At 66.1% G+C, this 18,587-nt stretch carries 18 protein-coding genes; 6 read left to right on the forward strand and 12 right to left on the reverse strand.

The window, feature by feature from the left end:
• Both A3CW_RS0136175 and A3CW_RS0136180 read left to right on the forward strand, forming a co-directional pair.
• The coding region (locus A3CW_RS0136175; RefSeq protein ID WP_028207895.1) for an ABC transporter permease at window positions 1–1,545 on the forward strand (1,545 nt) is incomplete at its 5' end.
• Window positions 1,546–1,559: 14 nt separating this feature from the next.
• Entirely contained in the window at window positions 1,560–2,894 is a 1,335-nt protein-coding gene (locus tag A3CW_RS0136180; protein ID WP_028207896.1) for an ABC transporter ATP-binding protein, read from the forward strand.
• Window positions 2,895–2,979: 85 nt separating this feature from the next.
• On the opposite strand, the gene A3CW_RS0136185 is transcribed toward A3CW_RS0136180, so the two are convergent.
• Together A3CW_RS0136185 and A3CW_RS48730 are read right to left on the reverse strand one after the other, a co-directional pair.
• Window positions 2,980–3,378, reverse strand: coding sequence for an FKBP-type peptidyl-prolyl cis-trans isomerase (locus tag A3CW_RS0136185; protein ID WP_028207897.1), 399 nt, complete (start codon window positions 3,376–3,378; stop codon window positions 2,980–2,982).
• A gap of 297 nt (window positions 3,379–3,675) precedes the next feature.
• Window positions 3,676–6,570 carry a mechanosensitive ion channel family protein gene (locus tag A3CW_RS48730; protein WP_051481947.1) on the reverse strand — a complete coding sequence of 965 codons (2,895 nt, stop codon included), beginning with the start codon at window positions 6,568–6,570 and terminating at the stop codon, window positions 3,676–3,678.
• Between the two features lie 436 nt (window positions 6,571–7,006).
• Between A3CW_RS48730 and A3CW_RS0136195 the strand changes: the two genes are divergently transcribed.
• Window positions 7,007–8,296, forward strand: coding sequence for an MFS transporter (locus tag A3CW_RS0136195; protein ID WP_035514988.1), 1,290 nt, complete (start codon window positions 7,007–7,009; stop codon window positions 8,294–8,296).
• A gap of 3 nt (window positions 8,297–8,299) precedes the next feature.
• Here A3CW_RS0136195 and A3CW_RS0136200 read toward each other — a convergent pair whose 3' ends face one another.
• Window positions 8,300–9,301, reverse strand: a complete 1,002-nt coding sequence (locus tag A3CW_RS0136200; protein WP_028207899.1) for a 2-dehydropantoate 2-reductase — start codon at window positions 9,299–9,301, stop codon at window positions 8,300–8,302.
• Between the two features lie 4 nt (window positions 9,302–9,305).
• Window positions 9,306–10,076 carry a class II aldolase/adducin family protein gene (locus A3CW_RS0136205; RefSeq protein WP_051481948.1) on the reverse strand — a complete coding sequence of 257 codons (771 nt, stop codon included), beginning with the start codon at window positions 10,074–10,076 and terminating at the stop codon, window positions 9,306–9,308.
• 95 nt (window positions 10,077–10,171) lie between these two features.
• Here A3CW_RS0136205 and A3CW_RS0136210 point away from each other — a divergent pair, with 95 nt between their 5' ends.
• Window positions 10,172–10,687: a MarR family winged helix-turn-helix transcriptional regulator gene (locus tag A3CW_RS0136210; protein ID WP_245623839.1), complete on the forward strand. Its 516-nt coding sequence runs from the start codon at window positions 10,172–10,174 to the stop codon at window positions 10,685–10,687.
• Window positions 10,688–10,731: 44 nt separating this feature from the next.
• Here the strand turns inward: A3CW_RS0136210 and hpaI are convergent, their stop codons facing one another.
• Genes hpaI through A3CW_RS0136245 form a run of 7 tightly spaced genes read right to left on the reverse strand, consistent with a single transcriptional unit; the run spans window position 10,732 to window position 16,637 of the window.
• Window positions 10,732–11,514 (reverse strand): 4-hydroxy-2-oxoheptanedioate aldolase, encoded by a 783-nt coding sequence (gene hpaI, locus A3CW_RS0136215; protein WP_028207902.1) that lies wholly within the window; start codon window positions 11,512–11,514, stop codon window positions 10,732–10,734.
• Window positions 11,515–11,530: 16 nt separating this feature from the next.
• On the reverse strand, window positions 11,531–12,334 hold the full coding sequence (hpaH, locus tag A3CW_RS0136220) for a 2-oxo-hept-4-ene-1,7-dioate hydratase (protein WP_028207903.1): 804 nt from the start codon (window positions 12,332–12,334) through the stop codon (window positions 11,531–11,533).
• Window positions 12,334–12,744, reverse strand: coding sequence for a 5-carboxymethyl-2-hydroxymuconate Delta-isomerase (locus A3CW_RS0136225; RefSeq protein ID WP_028207904.1), 411 nt, complete (start codon window positions 12,742–12,744; stop codon window positions 12,334–12,336). The genes hpaH and A3CW_RS0136225 overlap by 1 nt, the downstream gene beginning before the upstream one ends.
• Before the next feature lie 15 nt (window positions 12,745–12,759).
• On the reverse strand, window positions 12,760–13,623 hold the full coding sequence (hpaD, locus tag A3CW_RS0136230; protein WP_028207905.1) for a 3,4-dihydroxyphenylacetate 2,3-dioxygenase: 864 nt from the start codon (window positions 13,621–13,623) through the stop codon (window positions 12,760–12,762).
• The gene (hpaE, locus tag A3CW_RS0136235) at window positions 13,623–15,080 is read right to left on the reverse strand and encodes a 5-carboxymethyl-2-hydroxymuconate semialdehyde dehydrogenase (protein ID WP_028207906.1); all 1,458 of its coding nucleotides are present in this window, start codon (window positions 15,078–15,080) and stop codon (window positions 13,623–13,625) included. Before hpaE ends, hpaD begins: the two co-directional genes overlap by 1 nt.
• 34 nt (window positions 15,081–15,114) lie before the next feature.
• On the reverse strand, window positions 15,115–15,870 hold the full coding sequence (locus A3CW_RS0136240; RefSeq protein ID WP_028207907.1) for a fumarylacetoacetate hydrolase family protein: 756 nt from the start codon (window positions 15,868–15,870) through the stop codon (window positions 15,115–15,117).
• The gene (locus A3CW_RS0136245; RefSeq protein WP_028207908.1) at window positions 15,867–16,637 is read right to left on the reverse strand and encodes a fumarylacetoacetate hydrolase family protein; all 771 of its coding nucleotides are present in this window, start codon (window positions 16,635–16,637) and stop codon (window positions 15,867–15,869) included. The genes A3CW_RS0136240 and A3CW_RS0136245 overlap by 4 nt, the downstream gene beginning before the upstream one ends.
• A 193-nt stretch (window positions 16,638–16,830) precedes the next feature.
• Between A3CW_RS0136245 and hpaR the strand changes: the two genes are divergently transcribed.
• Complete coding sequence (gene hpaR, locus A3CW_RS0136250; RefSeq protein WP_028207909.1) at window positions 16,831–17,229, forward strand: homoprotocatechuate degradation operon regulator HpaR; 399 nt, start codon at window positions 16,831–16,833, stop codon at window positions 17,227–17,229.
• A gap of 99 nt (window positions 17,230–17,328) precedes the next feature.
• On the opposite strand, the gene A3CW_RS0136255 is transcribed toward hpaR, so the two are convergent.
• On the reverse strand, window positions 17,329–17,640 hold the full coding sequence (locus A3CW_RS0136255; RefSeq protein ID WP_028207910.1) for a thioredoxin family protein: 312 nt from the start codon (window positions 17,638–17,640) through the stop codon (window positions 17,329–17,331).
• A 628-nt stretch (window positions 17,641–18,268) separates the two neighbouring features.
• Between A3CW_RS0136255 and A3CW_RS0136260 the strand changes: the two genes are divergently transcribed.
• Window positions 18,269–18,544: a hypothetical protein gene (locus A3CW_RS0136260; RefSeq protein WP_028207911.1), complete on the forward strand. Its 276-nt coding sequence runs from the start codon at window positions 18,269–18,271 to the stop codon at window positions 18,542–18,544.
• Window positions 18,545–18,587 lie beyond the last annotated feature (43 nt).

Genomic DNA, 18,587 nt, shown 5'->3' on the forward strand with positions numbered 1-18,587 from the left:
ATGCGCACCACGCTGCGCATGCTCGCGGCGATGGTCGCTTCGCTGATCTTCACGCTCGTGTACGGCACGCTCGCGGCGAAGAGCCGCCGCGCGGGCCAGNTGCTCGTGCCGATTCTCGACATCCTGCAGTCGGTGCCGGTGCTCGGCTATATCTCGTTCACGGTCACGTTCTTTCTCGCGCTNTTTCCTTCGCGCGTGCTGGGGGCCGAGCTCGCGGCGATCTTCGCGATCTTCACGAGCCAGGCCTGGAACATGACCTTCAGCTTCTACCAGTCGCTGCGCACAGTGCCGCGCGATCTGGATGAAGTCTCGCGCGGGTTCCACCTGACCGCATGGCAGCGCTTCTGGAAGCTCGAGGTGCCGTTCTCGATGCCGGGCCTCATCTGGAACATGATGATGTCGATGTCGGGCGGCTGGTTCTTCGTGGTGGCCTCCGAAGCGATTACGGTGGGCAACAACACGATCACGCTGCCGGGTGTTGGCGCGTATCTGGCCCAGGCGATCGCGGAAAAGAACCTGCACGCCGTGGGCTGGGTGATTCTCGCGATGATCGTGGTGATTCTCGCGTACGACCAGTTCCTGTTCCGCCCGCTCGTAGCGTGGGCCGACAAATTCCGCATGGAGACCACGAGCTCGGGGGAAGCACCTGAGTCGTGGCTGCTCGACCTCATTCGCCGCACGCGTCTCATTCATCGCCTGCTCGTGCCCATGGGCTTTCTGCTCGCCACGCTTGCGCGCGTGCCTTTCCGCGTGAAGTTGCCCAAGGCGCTGCCCGTTGTCACCAAGATCAGCAAGCGCTCGCGCCTGGGCGACATCGTCTGGGCCGTGTTCGTGATCGCGCTGACCGTGTACGTGGTATGGCACGTGGTGGCCTATGTGCGTACCGGCGTGACGCTCGACGAGGTCTGGCACGTGCTCGTGCTCGGCCTCATCACCCTTTTCCGCGTGCTGCTGCTGATCGTGATCGCTTCGGTGATCTGGGTGCCGCTCGGCGTGCTGATCGGCCTGCGCCCGGCGCTGGCCGAGAAGGTCCAGCCGCTCGCGCAGTTCCTCGCGGCGTTCCCGGCCAACCTGCTGTTCCCGGTGTTCGTGATCGTGATCGTGCGCTTTCATCTGAACCCGGACATCTGGCTCTCGCCGCTGATCGTGCTCGGCACGCAGTGGTACATCCTCTTCAACGTGATCGCAGGCGCGACCGCGTACCCGAACGATTACAAGGAAGCGGCGAAGAACTTCCACATTCGCGGCTGGCAATGGTGGAAGAAGATCATGCTGCCGGGCATTTTCCCGTACTACATCACGGGTGCCATCACGGCCTCGGGCGGCGCATGGAACGCGAGCATCGTCTCCGAGTTCGTGCAGTGGGGCGACACGAAAGTCGTCGCGCATGGCCTCGGCGCGTACATCGCACAAACGACCGCCGCTGGCGACTTCCCGAAGATCATTCTGGGCATCGCGATGATGTCCCTGTTCGTTACGTTGTTCAACCGCGTGCTCTGGCGTCCGCTGTACACGTACGCCGAGTCCCGGCTGCGCCTCGATTGAGATGGAGTGACATCATGCTGAATCCGAAAATCGTCTCATCCGACCTGCTGCCGATGCGGCCCGCTCCCGGCCAGGAAGTGCTCGCCGTCAAGCATGTTTCGCGTGGCTTCGCGAAGAAAGAGGACGAGCGCCTCGTGCTCGACGACGTGAACCTCTCGCTGCGCGAGGGCGAGATCGTCGGCTTGCTGGGCCGGTCGGGCTCGGGCAAGTCCACGCTGCTGCGGATCATCTCCGGGCTCATCGAGCCGACCGAAGGCGAGGTGAACTGGCTCGGCAAACCGCTCGAAGGGCCCGCCGAAGGCGTGTCGATGGTGTTCCAGACCTTCGCGCTGTTCCCGTGGCTCACCGTGCTGCAGAACGTGGAAGCGGGCCTCGAAGCGCAAGGCGTGGGCGCGCGCCAGCGCCGCGAGCGGGCGCTGGCGGCCATCGACCTGATCGGTCTGGACGGCTTCGAAAACGCCTACCCGCGTGAGCTTTCGGGCGGCATGCGCCAGCGCGTGGGCTTCGCGCGCGCGCTCGTGGTCGACCCGACGCTCCTGCTCATGGACGAGCCGTTCTCCGCGCTCGACGTGCTGACCGCCGAAACGCTGCGTACCGATCTGCTCGACCTGTGGACGCAAGGCCGGTTGCCGATCAAGTCGGTGCTGATCGTCACGCACAACATCGAGGAAGCGGTGTTCATGTGCGACCGCATTCTCGTGTTGTCGTCGAATCCGGGGCGCGTGTCGGCCGAGATCAAGGTGCCGTTCAAGCATCCGCGCAACCGGCTCGACCCGGCGTTCCGCAAGCTCGTCGATGACATCTACGCGAAGATGACGGCGCGCGAGGCCGCCGAGGCCACGACTCGCCGTCTCGAAGTGGGCAGCCGCCTGCCGGACGTGTCGACCAACATCATGGCGGGTCTGATCGAGACACTGGCGGCCGCGCCGTATCACGGCCGCGCCGACATGCCGGAAATCGCGCGCTCGCTGCATCTGGAAGTGGACGACCTGTTCCCGATCGTGGAAATGCTGCAGCAGCTCGGCTTTGCCGACGTGCGCGAAGGCGACGTGCTGCTCACGCCGCCCGCACGCGTGTTTTCGGAGATGGGCACGCAGGCGCGCAAGCTCATGTTCGCCGATCACCTGCTGCGCAACGTGCCACTCGCGGCGCGGATCAAGAAAGTGCTCGACGAGCGGCCGGGCCATCGCGCGCCGCGCGTGCGCTTCGAGCAGGAGCTCGAGGACGTGCTTTCCGATGTCGACGCCGAAGAAACGCTCGATACCGTGATCGAATGGGCGCGCTATGGCGAGGTCTTTTCGTACAACGACCAGTCGGAAATCTTCAGTTTCGAGGACGTCGAGGCGTAAGGCCCGTGTCCCTGTAAAAACAAAAACGGGCGGCGAGGGTGACACCTCGACCGCCCGTTCTTTTTGCCTTCAGAATCTGCTGGCCTTACTGCCCGATACCGATCAGCTCGATTTCGAACGTGAGGTCGCTGTTCGGCGGGATCGGGCCCACCGCGCGATCGCCATAAGCGGTCGCCGCCGGGCAGGTCAGCTTCGCCTTGCCGCCGACCTTCATCTTCTGTACCCCTTGCGTCCAGCACGGAATCACGCGATTGAGCGGGAAGGTCGCCGGGCCGCCGTGCTTGTCGGAGCTGTCGAATTCGGTGCCGTTCGCGAGCGTGCCGCGATAGTTCACGCGCACGACGTCGGTGGCGGAGGGTTGCGGACCGGTGCCTTGCTTGATGTGTTCGACGACGACGCCCGACGGCAACTTGTCGATGGTGTTGGCGGCGAACGCGGTCGTTGCAACGGTGGCAGCGACGACCAGGGCAATCAGTGATTTCATGAGATGTCCTCGTTGAATGGCAAATCGATTATATCGGGCGCGCGGCCTGGGTCCCGGTTCATTGCCGGGTATGCCGGTGATGATAAGGTGAGCTTCTTCGGGACCCACCGCGCCGCGCGTGCGGCGCACCGTGCCACCGCTCGCAGACCCTTGATTAGACGGAGAACTTTATCCTGTCAGCGTTGCGCCGCGAGGTTGCTTGCGCTGCATCGGTGAGACTTTTCAGGAGATGGACCGGGCGAAGCAAAGGGTGAGCCCGGTGCGCGCGAGCCGCGCACCGGCCAGGGTGTCGACGCATCAATTCGGCTTGCCGCTCGACGACCCGCTACCGTCGCCCGATGCGCCGGCGCGGCCATTGCGCGGCTTGCCGCCTTGCGAACCAGCCTTGGAAGCGCCGCGCGCCTGCGCCTGCCCGCGATCGTTGTCGGTGGCGTCGTCGTCGTGATCGTCACCATACGTATGCCCTTCGACGTCGTCGCCGCGCGCCATGCCCACGAGGAAGTTGCGCTGCGGATTCGCCAGCTCGATGCCGCGTTCCGTGAAGCGCAGCAACACGCGCTTGTTGAACTCGCGCTGCACGCCCCAGCGCGCCGAGTCCTTGCACTGAATCTGCCCGACGAGCGTCACGGTCGCGCCATCCACCTGATCGACGCCCCAGTACGCGAAGTCGCTGAGGATGCCGTTCTTGAACGCGTCTTCCTTGCGGATCTCGGCGCCGATGTCCTTGAGCGTGTCGATGGCGCGCTGCAGATCCGCGCCATGCGCGATCTGCACCTTCACCGCCGCGTTGCCGATGCCGCGATTCGTGTTGTTCACGGTCGTCACGGAACTGAACGGCACGGTGTAGAGCGAGCCGTCGCCGCCGCGCAGGCGCACGGTGCGGATCGAGAGAAACTCGACCGTGCCCGAGACGCCCGCCACCGTCACCCAGTCGCCCACCTGCATGGCGTTTTCCGTCAACAGGAAGATGCCGGTGATGAAGTCCTGCACGAGCTTTTGCGAGCCAAAGCCGAGCGCCACGCCGAAAATACTTGCGCCGGCAATCAGCGGCGCGGTGTTCACGCCGAGCTGCGAGAGCGCGGTGAGCCCGACCACGACGAGGATCGAAACGAGCAGCGTGGTGCGGAACATGGGCAAGAGCGTACGTAGCCGCGCGGCGCGCACGAAGTCGCCGGCGTCGGTCCACGTGTTCAGGCGCCGCTCGGCCGCGCCGTTCGCGAACTCCCAGATCGCGACGGCGGCGACGATGGCGATCACGATAGTCAGGAGTGCCGATCCCAGCAAATGCCCGATCGGCGCGAGCGCGAGAATGCGTGCGGGACGCAGGCCCCAGACGTGCAGCAGCAGGTCGAGCGTCACGATCCCGATTGCCACGACGACGATGCGCCGCAGCGCGGGGTAATAGCGATACGCACGGCGCTGGCCGAAGCTCATCTTCTCCTGATCCTCGCGCAACCCGAACGCGCGGCTCAACGCGCCGAGCAGCACGATGGCGCTCACGCGCGCGGCGAGCAGCACGACGAGCGAGAGCCCGCCCGCGCGCAGCAGCGCCGCATAGCCGCCGCGCAGATCGAGCGCCCAGACGAACCAGAGCGCCAGGACGACGAAGAGCGCCACGCCAACCCAGATGTCGGCGAACCATTGCATGAACCAGGCATACGAGCCATGGCGCGCGGCGGCGGCGCGCATGGCGTCGGCCACGGGGCGGCGCAGTTGCAGGATCATCACGGCAAGCGCGAGGTGGCCGACCAGTGTGACGACTTTCACGAGCGCGAGATGCGCGTCCTCGGTCATGCCGAGCGGCACCGCGCCGCCAATCGCCCCGCCCACGCCGCCGATCACGACGATGCGCACGAGCCAGCGCTGCGCGTAAGCAGCCCAGTCGTCGGGCAGCGGCACGAGGCGCAGCGCGGCGGCGTCGGGCGCGAACAGCAGCTTGCCGAACATCACGATCACGCGGCAGATCACATACGTATCGACGATCTGGCCCACGGCTGCGGCGGGCGCGGCGTCGTCGGGGCCGAACAGCGACAGCACGCCCGCGGCGCACAGGCCGAAGGCGACCACGGGCACGACCTCGAGCAGCATCACGAGCAACGCGCCCGGCAGACGCTGCAAGAGGCGCCAGTGATGCACGCCGCGCAGCGCGTGGTAGGCCTCTTTCGCGCGGTCGGCGGCGGTTTTCGGCGAGGCGTCGGCGTTGTCCCCGGCTTGCGCCGCGACCACGGTGGCGCGCGCTGCCGCGTTGGCGCTCGCGTTCGCGTTGGGGCCGGCGTTCGGGTCGTTGTCCTTATTGTCCTTGCCCTCGGCCGGCTCCATGCCGGCGGCTTCGCGCAGGGCGTCTTGCTCCGCATCGGCTTGCGCATCGGCGGCTTTCGCCTGCGCGGCGAGTGCGACGCTCGTGCCCGTCGCTTCAGGCGTTTGTGGCTGTGGCGTTGGCGTGCCGCCTTGCGGGGGCTCGGCGTCCTCGCGCTGTTTCGCGGCCTGATGCGCGGCAATGGCGCGCTCCGGCGTGGCGACGACGCGGCGCAGCACCGTGGCGAGCGCGAGCGCGGGTACGAGCGTGAGCAGCAGCACGCGCAGCAGCGCAAGCAGCAGCGCGTGGCCTTGCGGCGTGTTCAGATGGTCCTGCCACCAGTTGCGCGTGGACCAGAGGCCGAGCAGCGTCGCGAACGTATGGTTCAGATGCTGGCCGACCGTGCGTGCGCCGTGCGCGGCGTGATCGGCGATCTGCACGACCAGACCGTTGGAGCGCAGCGCGCCCGCGAGCGGCGTCGAAGCGGCCGTGGCCGCCGCCGCGCCGGAGGCCGCGGCCGGTGCACTGGCCGGCGCGCTCGCCGAGGCGGGCACGGCGAGCGCGCCGGCGGCGGCGATGGCGCGCAGCGTGTCTTCCATGTGGCCGCGCTGCACGGGATCGTCGAGAACCCGCAGGGCGGCTTGCGCCTGGGTGGGCGTGAGCGCCACCGGGGCGGCGGGGTTGGCCGCGTTGGCGTCAGTGGCGGGCGCGGCAGGCTGGGCGGGATGCGCGGGGCTCGCGCCGGGCTTGAGCGCTTCGGCGACGGTGGCCGGTGTCGCCGCCGTCGCATTCGACGCGCCGAGCGCGAGCGTCAGGCCGGCAGAAACGGCGAGAACGGCAACGAAAGCATGCAGGCGCGACGTGCGCGGGAACCGAAAGGCAGAAGAAAGGGACATCCTAGTCATTGGCTTACGGGTCGCGACTGCGGCGACCCTTCAGTGGCGGCGGAGGAAACGACAGCGGGACGAAACGCGCGGCTGGAAGCGCATTGGCGCGGCGTACAGCCTGTCGCCGCCCGATTCGTCGGAACGTTCGACGCGCTGCCGCAATTTTGGTGCCCACTTTGTGCGTAGGTGGGCCACATGGCGTTTGCGGAACCGCCAAAAACGGCGCGGCGCGCGAAACGTAAGTGCTGACTATGGCGGGAGTATGCCTTTTTTACCTTACGAACGCGGATGAGGCGCGCGCGCCGGGCTGCCGATAAAAGGGACGCTTCAATGCCGTTCGCGGTCCGCCGCCTACGCGGGTTTTGATTAGTGGCGCATGCGCCGGGACGAATGCTACCGTTGCACGGTCAACATTCAGGCCCGCCAGAGGCCGACGAGGAGAGCCATGAATAGCGTCAGCATGACCGGAGCGCGCAAGGGCAAACTGAGCCGCGCGCAGTTGATCGTCGCCGCGACCATCGGCAATGCGCTCGAATTCTTCGATTTCACCGTCTACAGCTTCTTCGCGCTGACCATCGGCAAGCTGTTCTTTCCCACCATGTCGAGCTACGGGCAGTTGCTCGCCTCGGTGGCGACTTTCGGCGTGGGCTTCGTCATGCGGCCGCTGGGCGGCGTCGTGATCGGCGCTTATGCCGACCGCGCGGGACGCAAGCCCGCCATGACGCTCACCATCTTCATGATGGCGCTGGGCTGCATGCTGATCGGTCTCGCGCCCACCTATGCGCAGATCGGTGTGGCCGCACCGGTCTTGATCGTGTTCGCGCGCCTGCTGCAAGGGTTTTCCGCGGGCGGCGAAGTGGGCGCTTCCACCACGCTGCTGATCGAGGCGGGCACGCCCGCCAATCGCGGCCTGCTCGGCAGTTGGCAGTTCGCGAGCCAGGGGCTGGGCGTTTCGCTCGGCGCGTTAATGGCGGGACTCCTGACGACTTTCCTCGCCGCCGACGCGCTGCTCGCCTGGGGCTGGCGCGTGCCTTTCCTCATGGGCGTGGCGATCGCGCCGATCGGCATGTGGATTCGCCGGCGTCTGGACGAACAGTTGCCGCAGCAGGCGAACGCGGTGCGCATGCCGGTGCTCGCCGTGCTGCGCGACCACTGGCGGCGCGCGGCGCTCGGCATCTTGTTGACGATCGGCTCCACGGTCACGGCCTATGTCGTGACGTTCTATATGCCGACGTATGCGATTCACGAACTGAAGGTGCCCGCGCCCACGGCCTTGCTGGCGGGGCTCGTTTCCGGCGTCGTGACCTTTCTGGTGGCGCCCGTGTCGGGCCTGCTGTGCGACCGGTTCAGCCGCCGCGCGCTGATCTTCTGGCCGCGCGTGGGCGTCTTGCTATTGATCTACCCGGCGTTCCTGTGGCTGGCGAGCGGCCCGGACGCCACGCGGCTTTTGATCACCGTAGGCGGCCTGAGCGTGCTGCTGGGGCTGCAGGCCGCGCCCTCCATCACGATGCTGCCCGAGATGTTCCCGCGCGCGGTGCGGGCGACGGGCATGGCGATCGTCTACGGCATCGGCGTGGCGATTTTCGGCGGCTTCGCGCAGACCGTTGCCACCTGGCTCGTGAAGAGCACGGGCAATCTGCTCGCGCCCGCGTGGTACGTGATGGCGTGCGTGGCGATCTCGTGCCTCGCGTTGCCGTTCATTCGCGACCTCACGGGCAAGCCGCTCGAGGATTGATGGCTAGCGTTTCTGGCGCGCCGCTTCGAGATTCGCGTCGAGCTGGCGCGCAAGACCGTAGAGCATGCCGAGCGACGGCGCCGCGATGCCCACGCGCTGCGCCAGTTCGTATGGCGCGCCTAGCAGGGCTTCGACTTCGAGCGAGCGGCCCGCCTCCACGTCTTGCAGCATCGAAGTCTTGAACGCGCCGAGCTTGCGCGTGATCGCGTTGCGCTCTTCGATGGTCATCGCGAGGCGAATGCCGAGCGCTTCGCCGATCGCACGCGCCTCGGCCATGACCGCGCTCACGAGCTGCGCCGTGAGCGGGTCGTCGAGAATCACGTCGGCGGTCGAGCGCGTGAGCGCGCTGATGGGGTTCATCGTCATATTGCCCCAGAGCTTCGCCCAAATATCGGCCTGAATCGGCGCAGCCTGCGTGACCTCGAAGCCGGCCCGCGCCAGCAGATCGCGCGCTTCCTGCGCGCGCGCGGCCATCTGCGTCGAGCCCTCGCCGACGATCAGCTGATTGCCGCCGCCCTTGCGGATCACGCCCGGCCCCGCAATCGACGACGACAGATGCACGACGCAGCCCGAAGCCTGCACGGGCGGCAACGCCTTCGAGACGACACCGTTCGGATCGACCGCTTCGAGCCGGCCGTTCGCGTGCGTGCCGCCGAAGCCGTGGAGGAACCACCAGGGCACGCCGTTCATCGCCGAGACGATATGCGTGTGCGGGCCCACGAGCGGCGCGAGCGAAGCGGCCGACTGCGCGAGCGCCTGGCCCTTCAGGCAAACGAAGACGATGTCTTGCACGCCAAGCGTTGTGGCGTCGTTCGTGACGTTGACGGATTGCGTGTAGCGCGTGTCGCCTTCGACGATCGTAAGACCGTCGCGGCGAATCGCTTCGAGATGCGCACCGCGTGCGAGCAGATTCACGGCGATGCCCGCGCGCGCGAGACGCGCCGCGATCAGGCCGCCGATCGCACCGCCGCCGACGACGGTGATCTTCTGATTCGGTGTGTTCAAACTTTCACTCCTGATATGACGAGTCGATGCGCGTGACACGACGGACCAGCGCGTCGAGCACGTTCTGGCCCGCGCCATGTTCGGGCGAGAACTGCAAGGCGTCGCGCGTCGAGCGTTCGGCGATGGCGGGCGAGATCGGCAGCGTCTGGCCGCGCATCGAATCGGTCACCACCTGCACTTCGCACGCGCGGTTGAGCGTCCACAGCAGCGCGAAAGCGTGTGCGAGGGTCACACCATGCGAGAGCAGCCCGTGGTTGCGCAGGATGAGCAGCCGCTTGTCGCCCATCGACTTCAGGATGCGCGATTTTTCTTCGGCGTGCACGGTGATGCCTTCGAAGTCGTGATACGCGACCATGTCGTGCAGCTGCGCCGAATAGAAGTTCGTATACGCGAGGCCGCCTTCCATGCAGGCCACTGCGAGCCCTGCCGTGGTGTGCGTGTGCATCACGCAATGCGCGTCTGCCACGTTTGCATGAATCGCGCTGTGAATCACGAAGCCGGCCGGGTTGATCGGATACTCGCTCGGGCTCAGGACATGGCCTTCGAGATCGATCTTGACGAGATTCGAGGCCTTGATTTCGTCATACGTGAGCCCGAACGGGTTGATGAGGAAATGCTTGTGCGGCCCGGGCACGCGCAGCGTAATGTGATTGAAGATCAGCTCGGTCCAGCCCATGAGATGAAACACGCGATACACGGCGGCAAGCTGCACGCGCGCCGCCCATTCCGTGGGGTCGCACCATTCGGGGCGCGTGCGCTTGATGTTTTCATTCATGAAAGTCTCCTCGTGGCGGGCTCTGATCACGCCGATCCTACGCGTAAATAAATGCGTGTGCAAGCATCAAATTTTCGATGAAATGCCTGCAGAAAATGGCTTTCATCGATGCTATCCTGATGGCGTTGCCGCATTTCGCGGCCGGTGAAAACCAGGCGGGAAGATCGATGACGGGGAAGTACAACATCGCGGAGCTGTTCACCTACCGGCTCCATGTGCTCAAGAAGCAGACCGATCGCACGATGAGCGAAGCGTTCGAGGCGGCGCTTTCCCTGTCGCTCACGGAGGCGCGGCTGCTGCTCAGCGTGGGCGCGTTCGGATCGTTGTCGGTGTCGGATCTCGGGCGCGTGTCGAATCTCGACCGCAGCCAGGCGAGCCGCGCCACCGACGTGCTCGAACGCAAGGGCTTGCTCGCCAAGACCTCGAACGAGGCGGACGCGCGCGGCGTGCTCGTCGCGCTCACGGCGCAAGGGCGCAGCACCTACCGGCGCGCCGCGACGATCTCGAAGGCGACGAACGACGCGATTCTCGCCGCGCTCAGCGAGCACGAGCGCGACGTGCTGGCGAGCGTGCTGGCCAAGCTCGTGGAAAGCGGGGAAGAGGGCGAATGAAGCGCGCCCCGCGCGTGATGGAGTGAACGCGGGGTGAGCTCGCGTTAGTCGAGTGCCGCAGGCTGGCGGAATTTCGCGGCCAATTCGCTTGCGCTGCGTGCAAGCAACGACACGTCGCTGCCCACGGCGACGAACGTCGCGCCGGCTTCCAGATATTCGTTCGCAATGACCGGATCGGCCGCGAGCACGCCCGCGCCCTTGCCTTGCGCGCGCACGGTGCGAATACCCTTGCAGATCGCCTCGCGCACCGGCGGCGAGCCCGGTTGGCCCAGCAGGCCCATCGAAGCGCTCAGGTCCGCCGGCCCGAAGAACACGCCGTCCACGCCTTCCACCTGCGCGATGGCTTCGAGCTGGGCGAGCGCGCTTGCCGTTTCCACTTGGACCAGTACGCACAGTGCTTCCGCTGCGTGATGCAGATAGTCGGCTGAGCCGTTCCAGCGCGAGGCGCGCGCAAGCGCGCTGCCCACGCCGCGCACGCCGTGCGGCGGATAGCGCGTCGCGGCCACGGCGGCGCGTGCCTCTTCGGCGTTCTCGATCATCGGCACGAGCAGCGTTTGCGTGCCGATGTCGAGCAGTTGCTTGATGATGGCGGCGTCGTTGCGCACGGGCCGCACGATCGCGTGCGTGGGGTAGGGCGCGACGGCCTGCAGTTGCGCGAGCGTGCTGCGCAGATCGTTGGGCGCGTGCTCGCCGTCGATCAGCAGCCAGTCGAAGCCCGTGTTCGCAAGCAGTTCGCTCACGTACGAGTCGGCGAGTGCGGCCCACAGGCCGATTTGCGGGCGGCCTTGCGCGAGCGCGCGCTTGAACGGGTTGGCGGGTACGGCCATGATTGCGGCGTCCTGATCAGATGAAATTGAAGCCGATGCCGCCCAGCGGGCCGTAGTCGGCATGGAACGTATCGCCCGCGCGCGCCGGAACCGGGGCCGTGAACGAGCCGCTCAGGATCACGTCGCCGGCTTCGAGGCGCTCGTCGTGGCGCGCGATCTTGTTGGCGAGCCAGGCAACGCCGGTTGCCGGATGGTTGAGCACCGCAGCGGCCAGCCCGCTCTCCTCCACGGCGCCGTTCCTGTAGAGCAGCGCGCCGACCCAGCGCAGGTCCACGTCGAGCGGCTTGACCGGGCGGCCACCCAGCACGACGCCCGCGTTGGCGGCGAAGTCGGAAATCGTGTCGAACACCTTGCGCGGCGCTTGGGTTTCGCGGTCGAACTGCTCGATGCGCGCGTCGATGATCTCGATGGCCGGCGTGACGTAGGCCGTCGCGTCGAGCACGTCGAAGAGCGTCACATTCGGCCCTTGCAGCGGCCGGTTCAGCACAAACGCCAGTTCTACCTCCACGCGCGGCGCGATGAAGCGGTCCGCGCGGATCTCGCTGCCTGCGGGGATGAACATGCTGTCGAGCAGCGGCGCGTAGTCGGGCTCGTCGATCTGCGACGCGCGCTGCATGGCGCGCGACGTAAGGCCAATCTTGCGACCCTTGATCGCGTGGCCCGCGGCGAGCTTGAGTTTGACCCACTCGCGCTGGATCGCGTAGCCGTCGTCGATCGTCATGTCCGGATGCGACTGTGAAAAATGCCGCAGCTGCGTGCGCGTGCGTTCCGCTTCGTCGAGCCGTGCAGCCAGCTCGCAGATGGTTTGCTGATCTAGCATCATGAACTCACGTTTTTGAGCCGGGTGTGCAGGTTGTTGTGCTTCCACGCGCCTTCCTCGCTGAACTCGACGATTTCAAGCGAGAGCGCGAGGCCGTGCGACGCGAAGGCTTGGGAGAAGTGCTGCTTGATCGCATCGAAGAGCGCATCGCCCGTTGCCCGGCGCACGGCCTGGGAGCGGCCCGCGCCGATCTTCAGGCAGCCATGCAGGAAGGCGTTCCCGGGATCGCCGTCGGCAACGAAGTACTGTTCGCAGCGCAGCGCGCGCGTGCGAATGCCGCCGCGTGGATAGACGCGTGCGCCGTTTTCATCGCGTTGCGCATCGAGCACGTGGGCAAGCGTTTCGCAGAGCCGGCCCATGCGGCTCGCATCCGCGAGATTCGCGCTGTATTCGAGGGTGAGATGGGGCATGGCGTTCTCCCGTGATCAAGCTGGCAGCGGCGTGACCGGCAAGATGGCGTTGATCTGCCCGGTGCCGGAGCTGCCGAAATACGGCGTGACGACTTCCGCGTGGCCTTCATAGCGGTCCCACCCGAGCGCGCCGAGCAGCATGGCGGTGTCGTGCATGCCGCCCTCGCCCCAGCACTTTTCGTTGTACATCGGCAGCATGTCGCAGAAAGTTTTCCAGTCGCCGCGCTCCCACATCGCCACGACGTTGCGATCGGTTGCTTCGAGAAACGGGTCCCAGACCTTGTGCATGAAGGCTTCGGCCGTGCCGTTGTTGGCGAAGTGATGGCTCAGCGAGCCGCTCGCGAGTATCGCCACCGTGCCGTCGTAGCGCTCTTCGATCGCGCGGCGCACGGCGAGGCCAAAGCGTGCGCTGGTGGCGAGGTCGTGCCACATGCACCAGCCCGCCACCGAAACCGTGCGGAAATGTTCGTCGCCGTTCATATAGCGCATGGGGACGAGCGTGCCGTATTCGAGGTCGAGCGTGGTTTCGCTATGCGCGCGCGTCTTGACGCCCATTTCGTTCGCGACATCGGCAATCAGATGACCAAGCTGCGGATTGCCGGGATACGCATACGGCATGTTCTTGATGAAATGCGGCAGCTCGTTGCTCGTGTAGACGCCTTCGAAGCGCGGCGCACAGTTGATGTGATACTCGCTGTTCACGAGCCAGTGCACATCGAACACGACGATCGTATCGACGCCCAGTTCGCGGCAGCGGCGGCCGATCTCGCGATGGCCGTCGATGGCCGCCTGGCGGCAGCCCTTGTGGGGGCCGTCCAGTTCCGAGAGGTACAGCGAAGGCACGTGCGTGACCTTGGCTGCCAGCGCGAGTTTGCCCATTACACGCCCCAGTGCGGAATGTGATGCGAGCCGAGCGAGACACACACGTTCTTCGGCTCGAGGAACACTTCGTAGCTCCACGTGCCGCCTTCGCGGCCCACGCCCGACGCCTTCGTGCCGCCGAACGGCTGGCGCAGGTCGCGCACGTTCTGGCTGTTCACGAAGCACATGCCTGCTTCGACGGCGGCGGCCACGCGCAGCGCGCGGCCGGTGTTCTCGGTCCACACGTAGCTGGACAGGCCATAGGCGATGTCGTTGGCAAGGCGGATCGCGTGCGCTTCGTCGTCGAACGGAATCAGGCACGCAACCGGGCCGAAGATTTCTTCCTGCGCAATGCGCATGCGGTTATCGACATCGACGAACACGGTCGGCTGCACGAAGTTTCCCTTCTTGACCGCGTCGGGTAGCGCCGGCGCGTCGAGGCCGCCGCACGCGAGCGTCGCGCCTTCCTTCGGCCCGAGTTCGATATAGCTGCGTACCTTCGCGAGATGGCCCTGGCTGATCATCGGGCCGACGATGGTTTTCTCGTCGAGCGGATCGCCCACGCTGATGCGCTTCGCACGCTCGACGAAGCGCTCGGCGAACTTCGCGTAGATCGAACGCTGCACGAGAATGCGCGAGCCGGCCGTGCAGCGCTCGCCGTTGTTCGAGAAGATCATGAACACGGCGGCGTCGAGCGCGCGTTCGAAATCGGCGTCGTCGAAGATCACGAACGGCGATTTGCCGCCCAGCTCCATCGAGAACTTCTTGAGGCCCGCGGCCTGCACGATGCGGTTTCCCGTGGCCGTCGAGCCCGTGAACGACACCGCGCGCACGTCGGGGTGCGCGACGAGCGGCTCACCCGCTTCCTTGCCGTAGCCGTGCACGATATTGAGCACGCCCGCCGGAATGCCCGCGTCGAGCGCGAGCTGGCCGAGCATCGAGGCCGTGAGCGGCGATAGCTCACTCATCTTCAGCACCGCGGTATTGCCGAACGCGAGGCAGGGTGCGACCTTCCACGTGGCGGTCATGAACGGCACGTTCCAGGGCGAGATGAGCGCGCACACGCCGACGGGATGAAACAGCGTGTAGTTCAGATGCGTGGACGTGGGGTAGGTGTGGCCGTCCACGGCGGTACAGACTTCGGCGAAGTAGCTGAAGTTGTCGGCGGCGCGCGGCACGAGTTGCTTGCCGGTTTGCGAAATGGTCTGGCCCGTGTCCTTCGTTTCGGTCAGCGCGATTTCGGGCACGTGCTTCGCGATCAGCTCGCCGAGCTTGCGAATCGCCTTTGCGCGCTCAGCGGCGGGCGTGGCCGCCCAGGCAGGGAACGCGTCTTTCGCGGCGCGCACCGCGAGATCGACTTCCTGCGCGCTGCCGCGCGCCACTTCCGCGAGCACGTCCTGGTTGGCCGGATTCACGGTTTCGAAGTAGTCGCGCACGGGGTGCGCGCGGCCGTTGATCAGATGTTCGATTCGCATGTCTAACGTAGTCCGTGTTCGATTCGTTGGCGGATCAGCGGCCGTAGTCGGCGTCGCTCGCGATGGTGTTGACGAGACGGCCCAGACCGTCGATCTCGCACACCACTTCGTCGCCCGCATTCACGTTGACGACGCCTTCGGGTGTGCCGGTCAGAATGACGTCGCCAGCGGCGAGCGTCATGAAACCGCTCAAATACTCGATGAGTTCCGCGATGCCGGTGACGAAATCGCGCGTGTTGCCGTTCTGCCTGAGTTCGCCGTTCACGTAGGTGCGCAGCCCGAGCGCATTGAAGTCGGCGACATCTGCGGCGTCGACGAACCAGGGGCCCAGCACGGTGCCGCCGTCGCGGTTTTTCACGCGCAGGTTCGGGCGGTAGTAGTTCTCCAGATAGTCGCGGATCGCGTAGTCGTTCGCGATCGTGTAGCCGGCCACGTACTGCATGGCGTCCTCGCGTTTCACGTGCTGCGCGGTGCGGCCGATCACGACGGCGAGCTCGCACTCGTAGTGCATGAACGTGACGCCGGCGGGGCGGCGCGTGGTGCCGCGATGGCCGACTACGCTGCCCGGCCCCTTGAGGAACACGAGCGGCTCCTCCTGCTTCGAGAACTGCAGTTCTTTGGCGTGCTCGGCGTAGTTGAGCCCAAGGGCGAAGATCGTGCCGGGCTCGAAAGGCGCGAGCCAGACGACTTCGTGCTCCTCGCGCACGCGGCCGTCCGCGAGCCGCACGCGGTTTCCTTCGGGTGTGGCTTCGTGTATGGCGCCTGCATAGCCAACGCGTCCGCGCATCATGCTTGTGCTCCGTGTGCCACGCCTGCCGCGACGAATTCGATTTCGAGTGGCGCCCAGTCTCCAACGGAGATGGCTGCACGCGCACCGGCCTGAACCACGGGTGCGCCATGCGGCACGCCGAGCGTGATGACGTCGCCGGGGGCGAGCGTCATGAAGTCGGTGACATCGGCGAGCAACTGGGCGACGCCGCGAACGCTCGCGGCCGTTGTTGCATGGAAGGCCGCGCCGCCTTCGACGTTCACCGCAATGGCCAGCTCATCGGGATCGGCCACATGGCGGCGTGCGACCACGGCGGGGCCGATTACGCAGAAGTTGTCGCGCGCGCGAAACCGCACCGAGGGGCGATAGACGCTCGCGTGCGGCACGCTCAGATCGGCCACGAGCGTATACCCCGCGATGTAATCGAATGCTTCAGGTGCGGCGACGCGCGCGGCGGTTCGTCCAATCACGACGCCGAGCGACGCGCCCACCTGGACGCCTTCGCTGCCGGGCACGACCACGCGCGCGCGGTGCCCCGCGAGCGTGTTGCGCGGCTTCAGGTAGAGGATGGGCGCGCGCGGCGGCGCCTTATAAGGGGGTCCGTTCACGGCTTCACCCAGCGCTTCGAGCGCGGGGCGGTCGTTGAGCAGCGTGCCGTAGACAGCGCCGCTCACCGGCGCCCGGCAACGCGTGCCGGTGGCGAGCAGCCCGCGTATGGCAGCGGCGCTGACGTCGCGCGGCAAGGCCTCGCCTTCGACATGCAGCAGATGATCGGCAACGGAGAACATGGCTTGGATAGGCTTCACGGAAACACTAATATGTGAGTGATAATGCGCTTGCTATCATCCGTCGTCAATCGTCGATGAGAATTTTTCGGGTTTCCCCCAGGGCTCCCCAGATCGTCGAATTCCTCGTTTAGCTGAAACCGCCATGTCCGATACTTCGCGTCCGACCACTCGCGTTGCGCACCGCAACCTGCCCATGCTGCTGCTGCGCGCGCGCGAAAAGATGATGGAACGCTTTCGCCCGCTCATCACGTCGCACGGCCTCACCGAGCAGCAGTGGCGCGTGATACGCGCGCTCAACGAAAGCGGACCGCTCGAGCCGCGGCAGATTTCCGACCTGTGCACGATATCCAGCCCGAGCATGGCGGGCGTGCTCGCGCGCATGGAGGCGCTCGGCCTCGTCACGAAGGAGCGTTTCGCCGACGACCAGCGGCGCGTGCTCGTCTCGCTCACGAAGAAGAGCCATCAGCTCGTGAAAGCGATTTCGAAGGAACTGGAGGCGCGCTACAAGGCGCTGGAAGCGGAGGTGGGGCCGGAGGTGGTCGAGCGGGTGTATCGCGCGATCGACGACCTGCTCGCCGGCCTGGAGGCGTGAGCGTGGCGCGCGCTTTCGGGCGCGCTCGCGGGCAAAGGTGAGGCTTTTCGGGAGGGGGCCGCGCGGATCGTTCGGACCGCGTAGGAGGGCGTGACGGGACTACGCGAGCGCAGCGAACGCCTCGTCGAGTTCGGCGGCATTTTGCGGACGCACCACGCGCGCGACCTCCACGCCGTCGCGCAGGAAAATGAGCGTGGGCCAGAGTTTCACGCGAAACGAGCGGCCTAGCGCGCGGCCCGGTCCATCTTCCACTTTCAGGCGACGCACCTGCGGATTGCGCTCGAACGCCGCGCCGATCAGCGGTTGCGCGCCCTGGCAATAGCCGCACCAGTCGGTGCCGAATTCGACGACGGCGGCCCCGCTGAGCGAGTCGATTTCCTTGCGGGCGGGCGCGTGCGTTGCGTAGTTCATCGTGTGATTCCTCGTCTTGGGATCGGCAGATATCCACGTACGATACCGCATCGCGCGGCATCGTTCAGGCTTCGCATTGGGCGCCCACATGGACGTTCGCGCGAGAGGTGAGGCTTTTCGGGAGTGAGCTGGTTGGCATGTGTTGACGCACCTTGAACGCAATGGCGCGAGCGCGTGGGTCGTGCCGTCACGAGCAAAAGTACCTTGAAAACAAGGGTGAAACGCAAAACCAGCGCGTGATGCGGTGAGCGCGTACCGATCGGCAGGCGCACTCGAAGCGGCGTGAATCCACGCTTCGAAGCACAAAGGTGAGCGCTTACGGGAGAGGCTGGAGAGCGCCATCGGCGATCACGCGAAGCGAGGCGAGGCACTTGCCAAGCCATCGTGCGAAACCCACATTAGCCCTGATTTCAAGGCGTTTTTTAGTCGCCGGGCACGACGAAGCGACAAGCCGTCGCGCTCGCGGCCGCGGCGCGTGGGCGGCAAAGGTGAGAAGATTCGGGAGTGCACTTTGCGTTGCCCCTCGCGCTGCCTGGCCTCGAATGGACGCCCGCACCCGATGGGTATATAACATTAAAAAGTGCGGGATTCTTTTGACTACTGCTCACCAAGGGAGATCGAGTTCATCATGACGAGCGACGACAAGCAAAAGCAGGACGCTCAAAAGCCTGGCGCCGGTTCATCGCAACCGGATCTGGAGAGTCTGAACGCCGCCTTCAGTCACGTCGACGAAGGTGTGAAATCCGGCAAGATCGCGGCGGGCGCGGCCAAGGGCCTCGTCTTCAGCCTCGTCGAAACGCTGGGCGCGCTGGTGGGCGACCCCGACCTGCCGCAACACGCGCGTTCGGGCTACGAAGGGTTGCTCGAAGCCGCGCGCGAGCTGCGCGCCAAGCTGGAGCACTAATCGTTCTCAACCCGTGCGGCCGCTCTGCGGGGTAAGCAGCCGC

It is taken from the genome of Paraburkholderia nodosa DSM 21604, from assembly GCF_000519185.1.
Classification (GTDB): domain Bacteria; phylum Pseudomonadota; class Gammaproteobacteria; order Burkholderiales; family Burkholderiaceae; genus Paraburkholderia; species Paraburkholderia nodosa.

Bases quoted from the DNA above. Each gene is read 5' to 3' on its own strand.
- A3CW_RS0136180 (WP_028207896.1), top strand. From the start codon at position 1,560: ATGCTGAATCCGAAAATCGTCTCATCCGACCTGCTGCCGATGCGGCCC.
- A3CW_RS0136185 (WP_028207897.1), bottom strand. From the start codon at position 3,378: ATGAAATCACTGATTGCCCTGGTCGTCGCTGCCACCGTTGCAACGACC.
- A3CW_RS48730 (WP_051481947.1), bottom strand. From the start codon at position 6,570: ATGTCCCTTTCTTCTGCCTTTCGGTTCCCGCGCACGTCGCGCCTGCAT.
- A3CW_RS0136195 (WP_035514988.1), top strand. From the start codon at position 7,007: ATGAATAGCGTCAGCATGACCGGAGCGCGCAAGGGCAAACTGAGCCGC.
- A3CW_RS0136205 (WP_051481948.1), bottom strand. From the start codon at position 10,076: ATGAATGAAAACATCAAGCGCACGCGCCCCGAATGGTGCGACCCCACG.
- A3CW_RS0136210 (WP_245623839.1), top strand. From the start codon at position 10,172: ATGGCTTTCATCGATGCTATCCTGATGGCGTTGCCGCATTTCGCGGCC.
- hpaI (WP_028207902.1), bottom strand. From the start codon at position 11,514: ATGGCCGTACCCGCCAACCCGTTCAAGCGCGCGCTCGCGCAAGGCCGC.
- hpaH (WP_028207903.1), bottom strand. From the start codon at position 12,334: ATGCTAGATCAGCAAACCATCTGCGAGCTGGCTGCACGGCTCGACGAA.
- A3CW_RS0136225 (WP_028207904.1), bottom strand. From the start codon at position 12,744: ATGCCCCATCTCACCCTCGAATACAGCGCGAATCTCGCGGATGCGAGC.
- hpaD (WP_028207905.1), bottom strand. From the start codon at position 13,623: ATGGGCAAACTCGCGCTGGCAGCCAAGGTCACGCACGTGCCTTCGCTG.
- hpaE (WP_028207906.1), bottom strand. From the start codon at position 15,080: ATGCGAATCGAACATCTGATCAACGGCCGCGCGCACCCCGTGCGCGAC.
- A3CW_RS0136240 (WP_028207907.1), bottom strand. From the start codon at position 15,870: ATGATGCGCGGACGCGTTGGCTATGCAGGCGCCATACACGAAGCCACA.
- A3CW_RS0136245 (WP_028207908.1), bottom strand. From the start codon at position 16,637: ATGTTCTCCGTTGCCGATCATCTGCTGCATGTCGAAGGCGAGGCCTTG.
- hpaR (WP_028207909.1), top strand. From the start codon at position 16,831: ATGCTGCTGCTGCGCGCGCGCGAAAAGATGATGGAACGCTTTCGCCCG.
- A3CW_RS0136255 (WP_028207910.1), bottom strand. From the start codon at position 17,640: ATGAACTACGCAACGCACGCGCCCGCCCGCAAGGAAATCGACTCGCTC.
- A3CW_RS0136260 (WP_028207911.1), top strand. From the start codon at position 18,269: ATGACGAGCGACGACAAGCAAAAGCAGGACGCTCAAAAGCCTGGCGCC.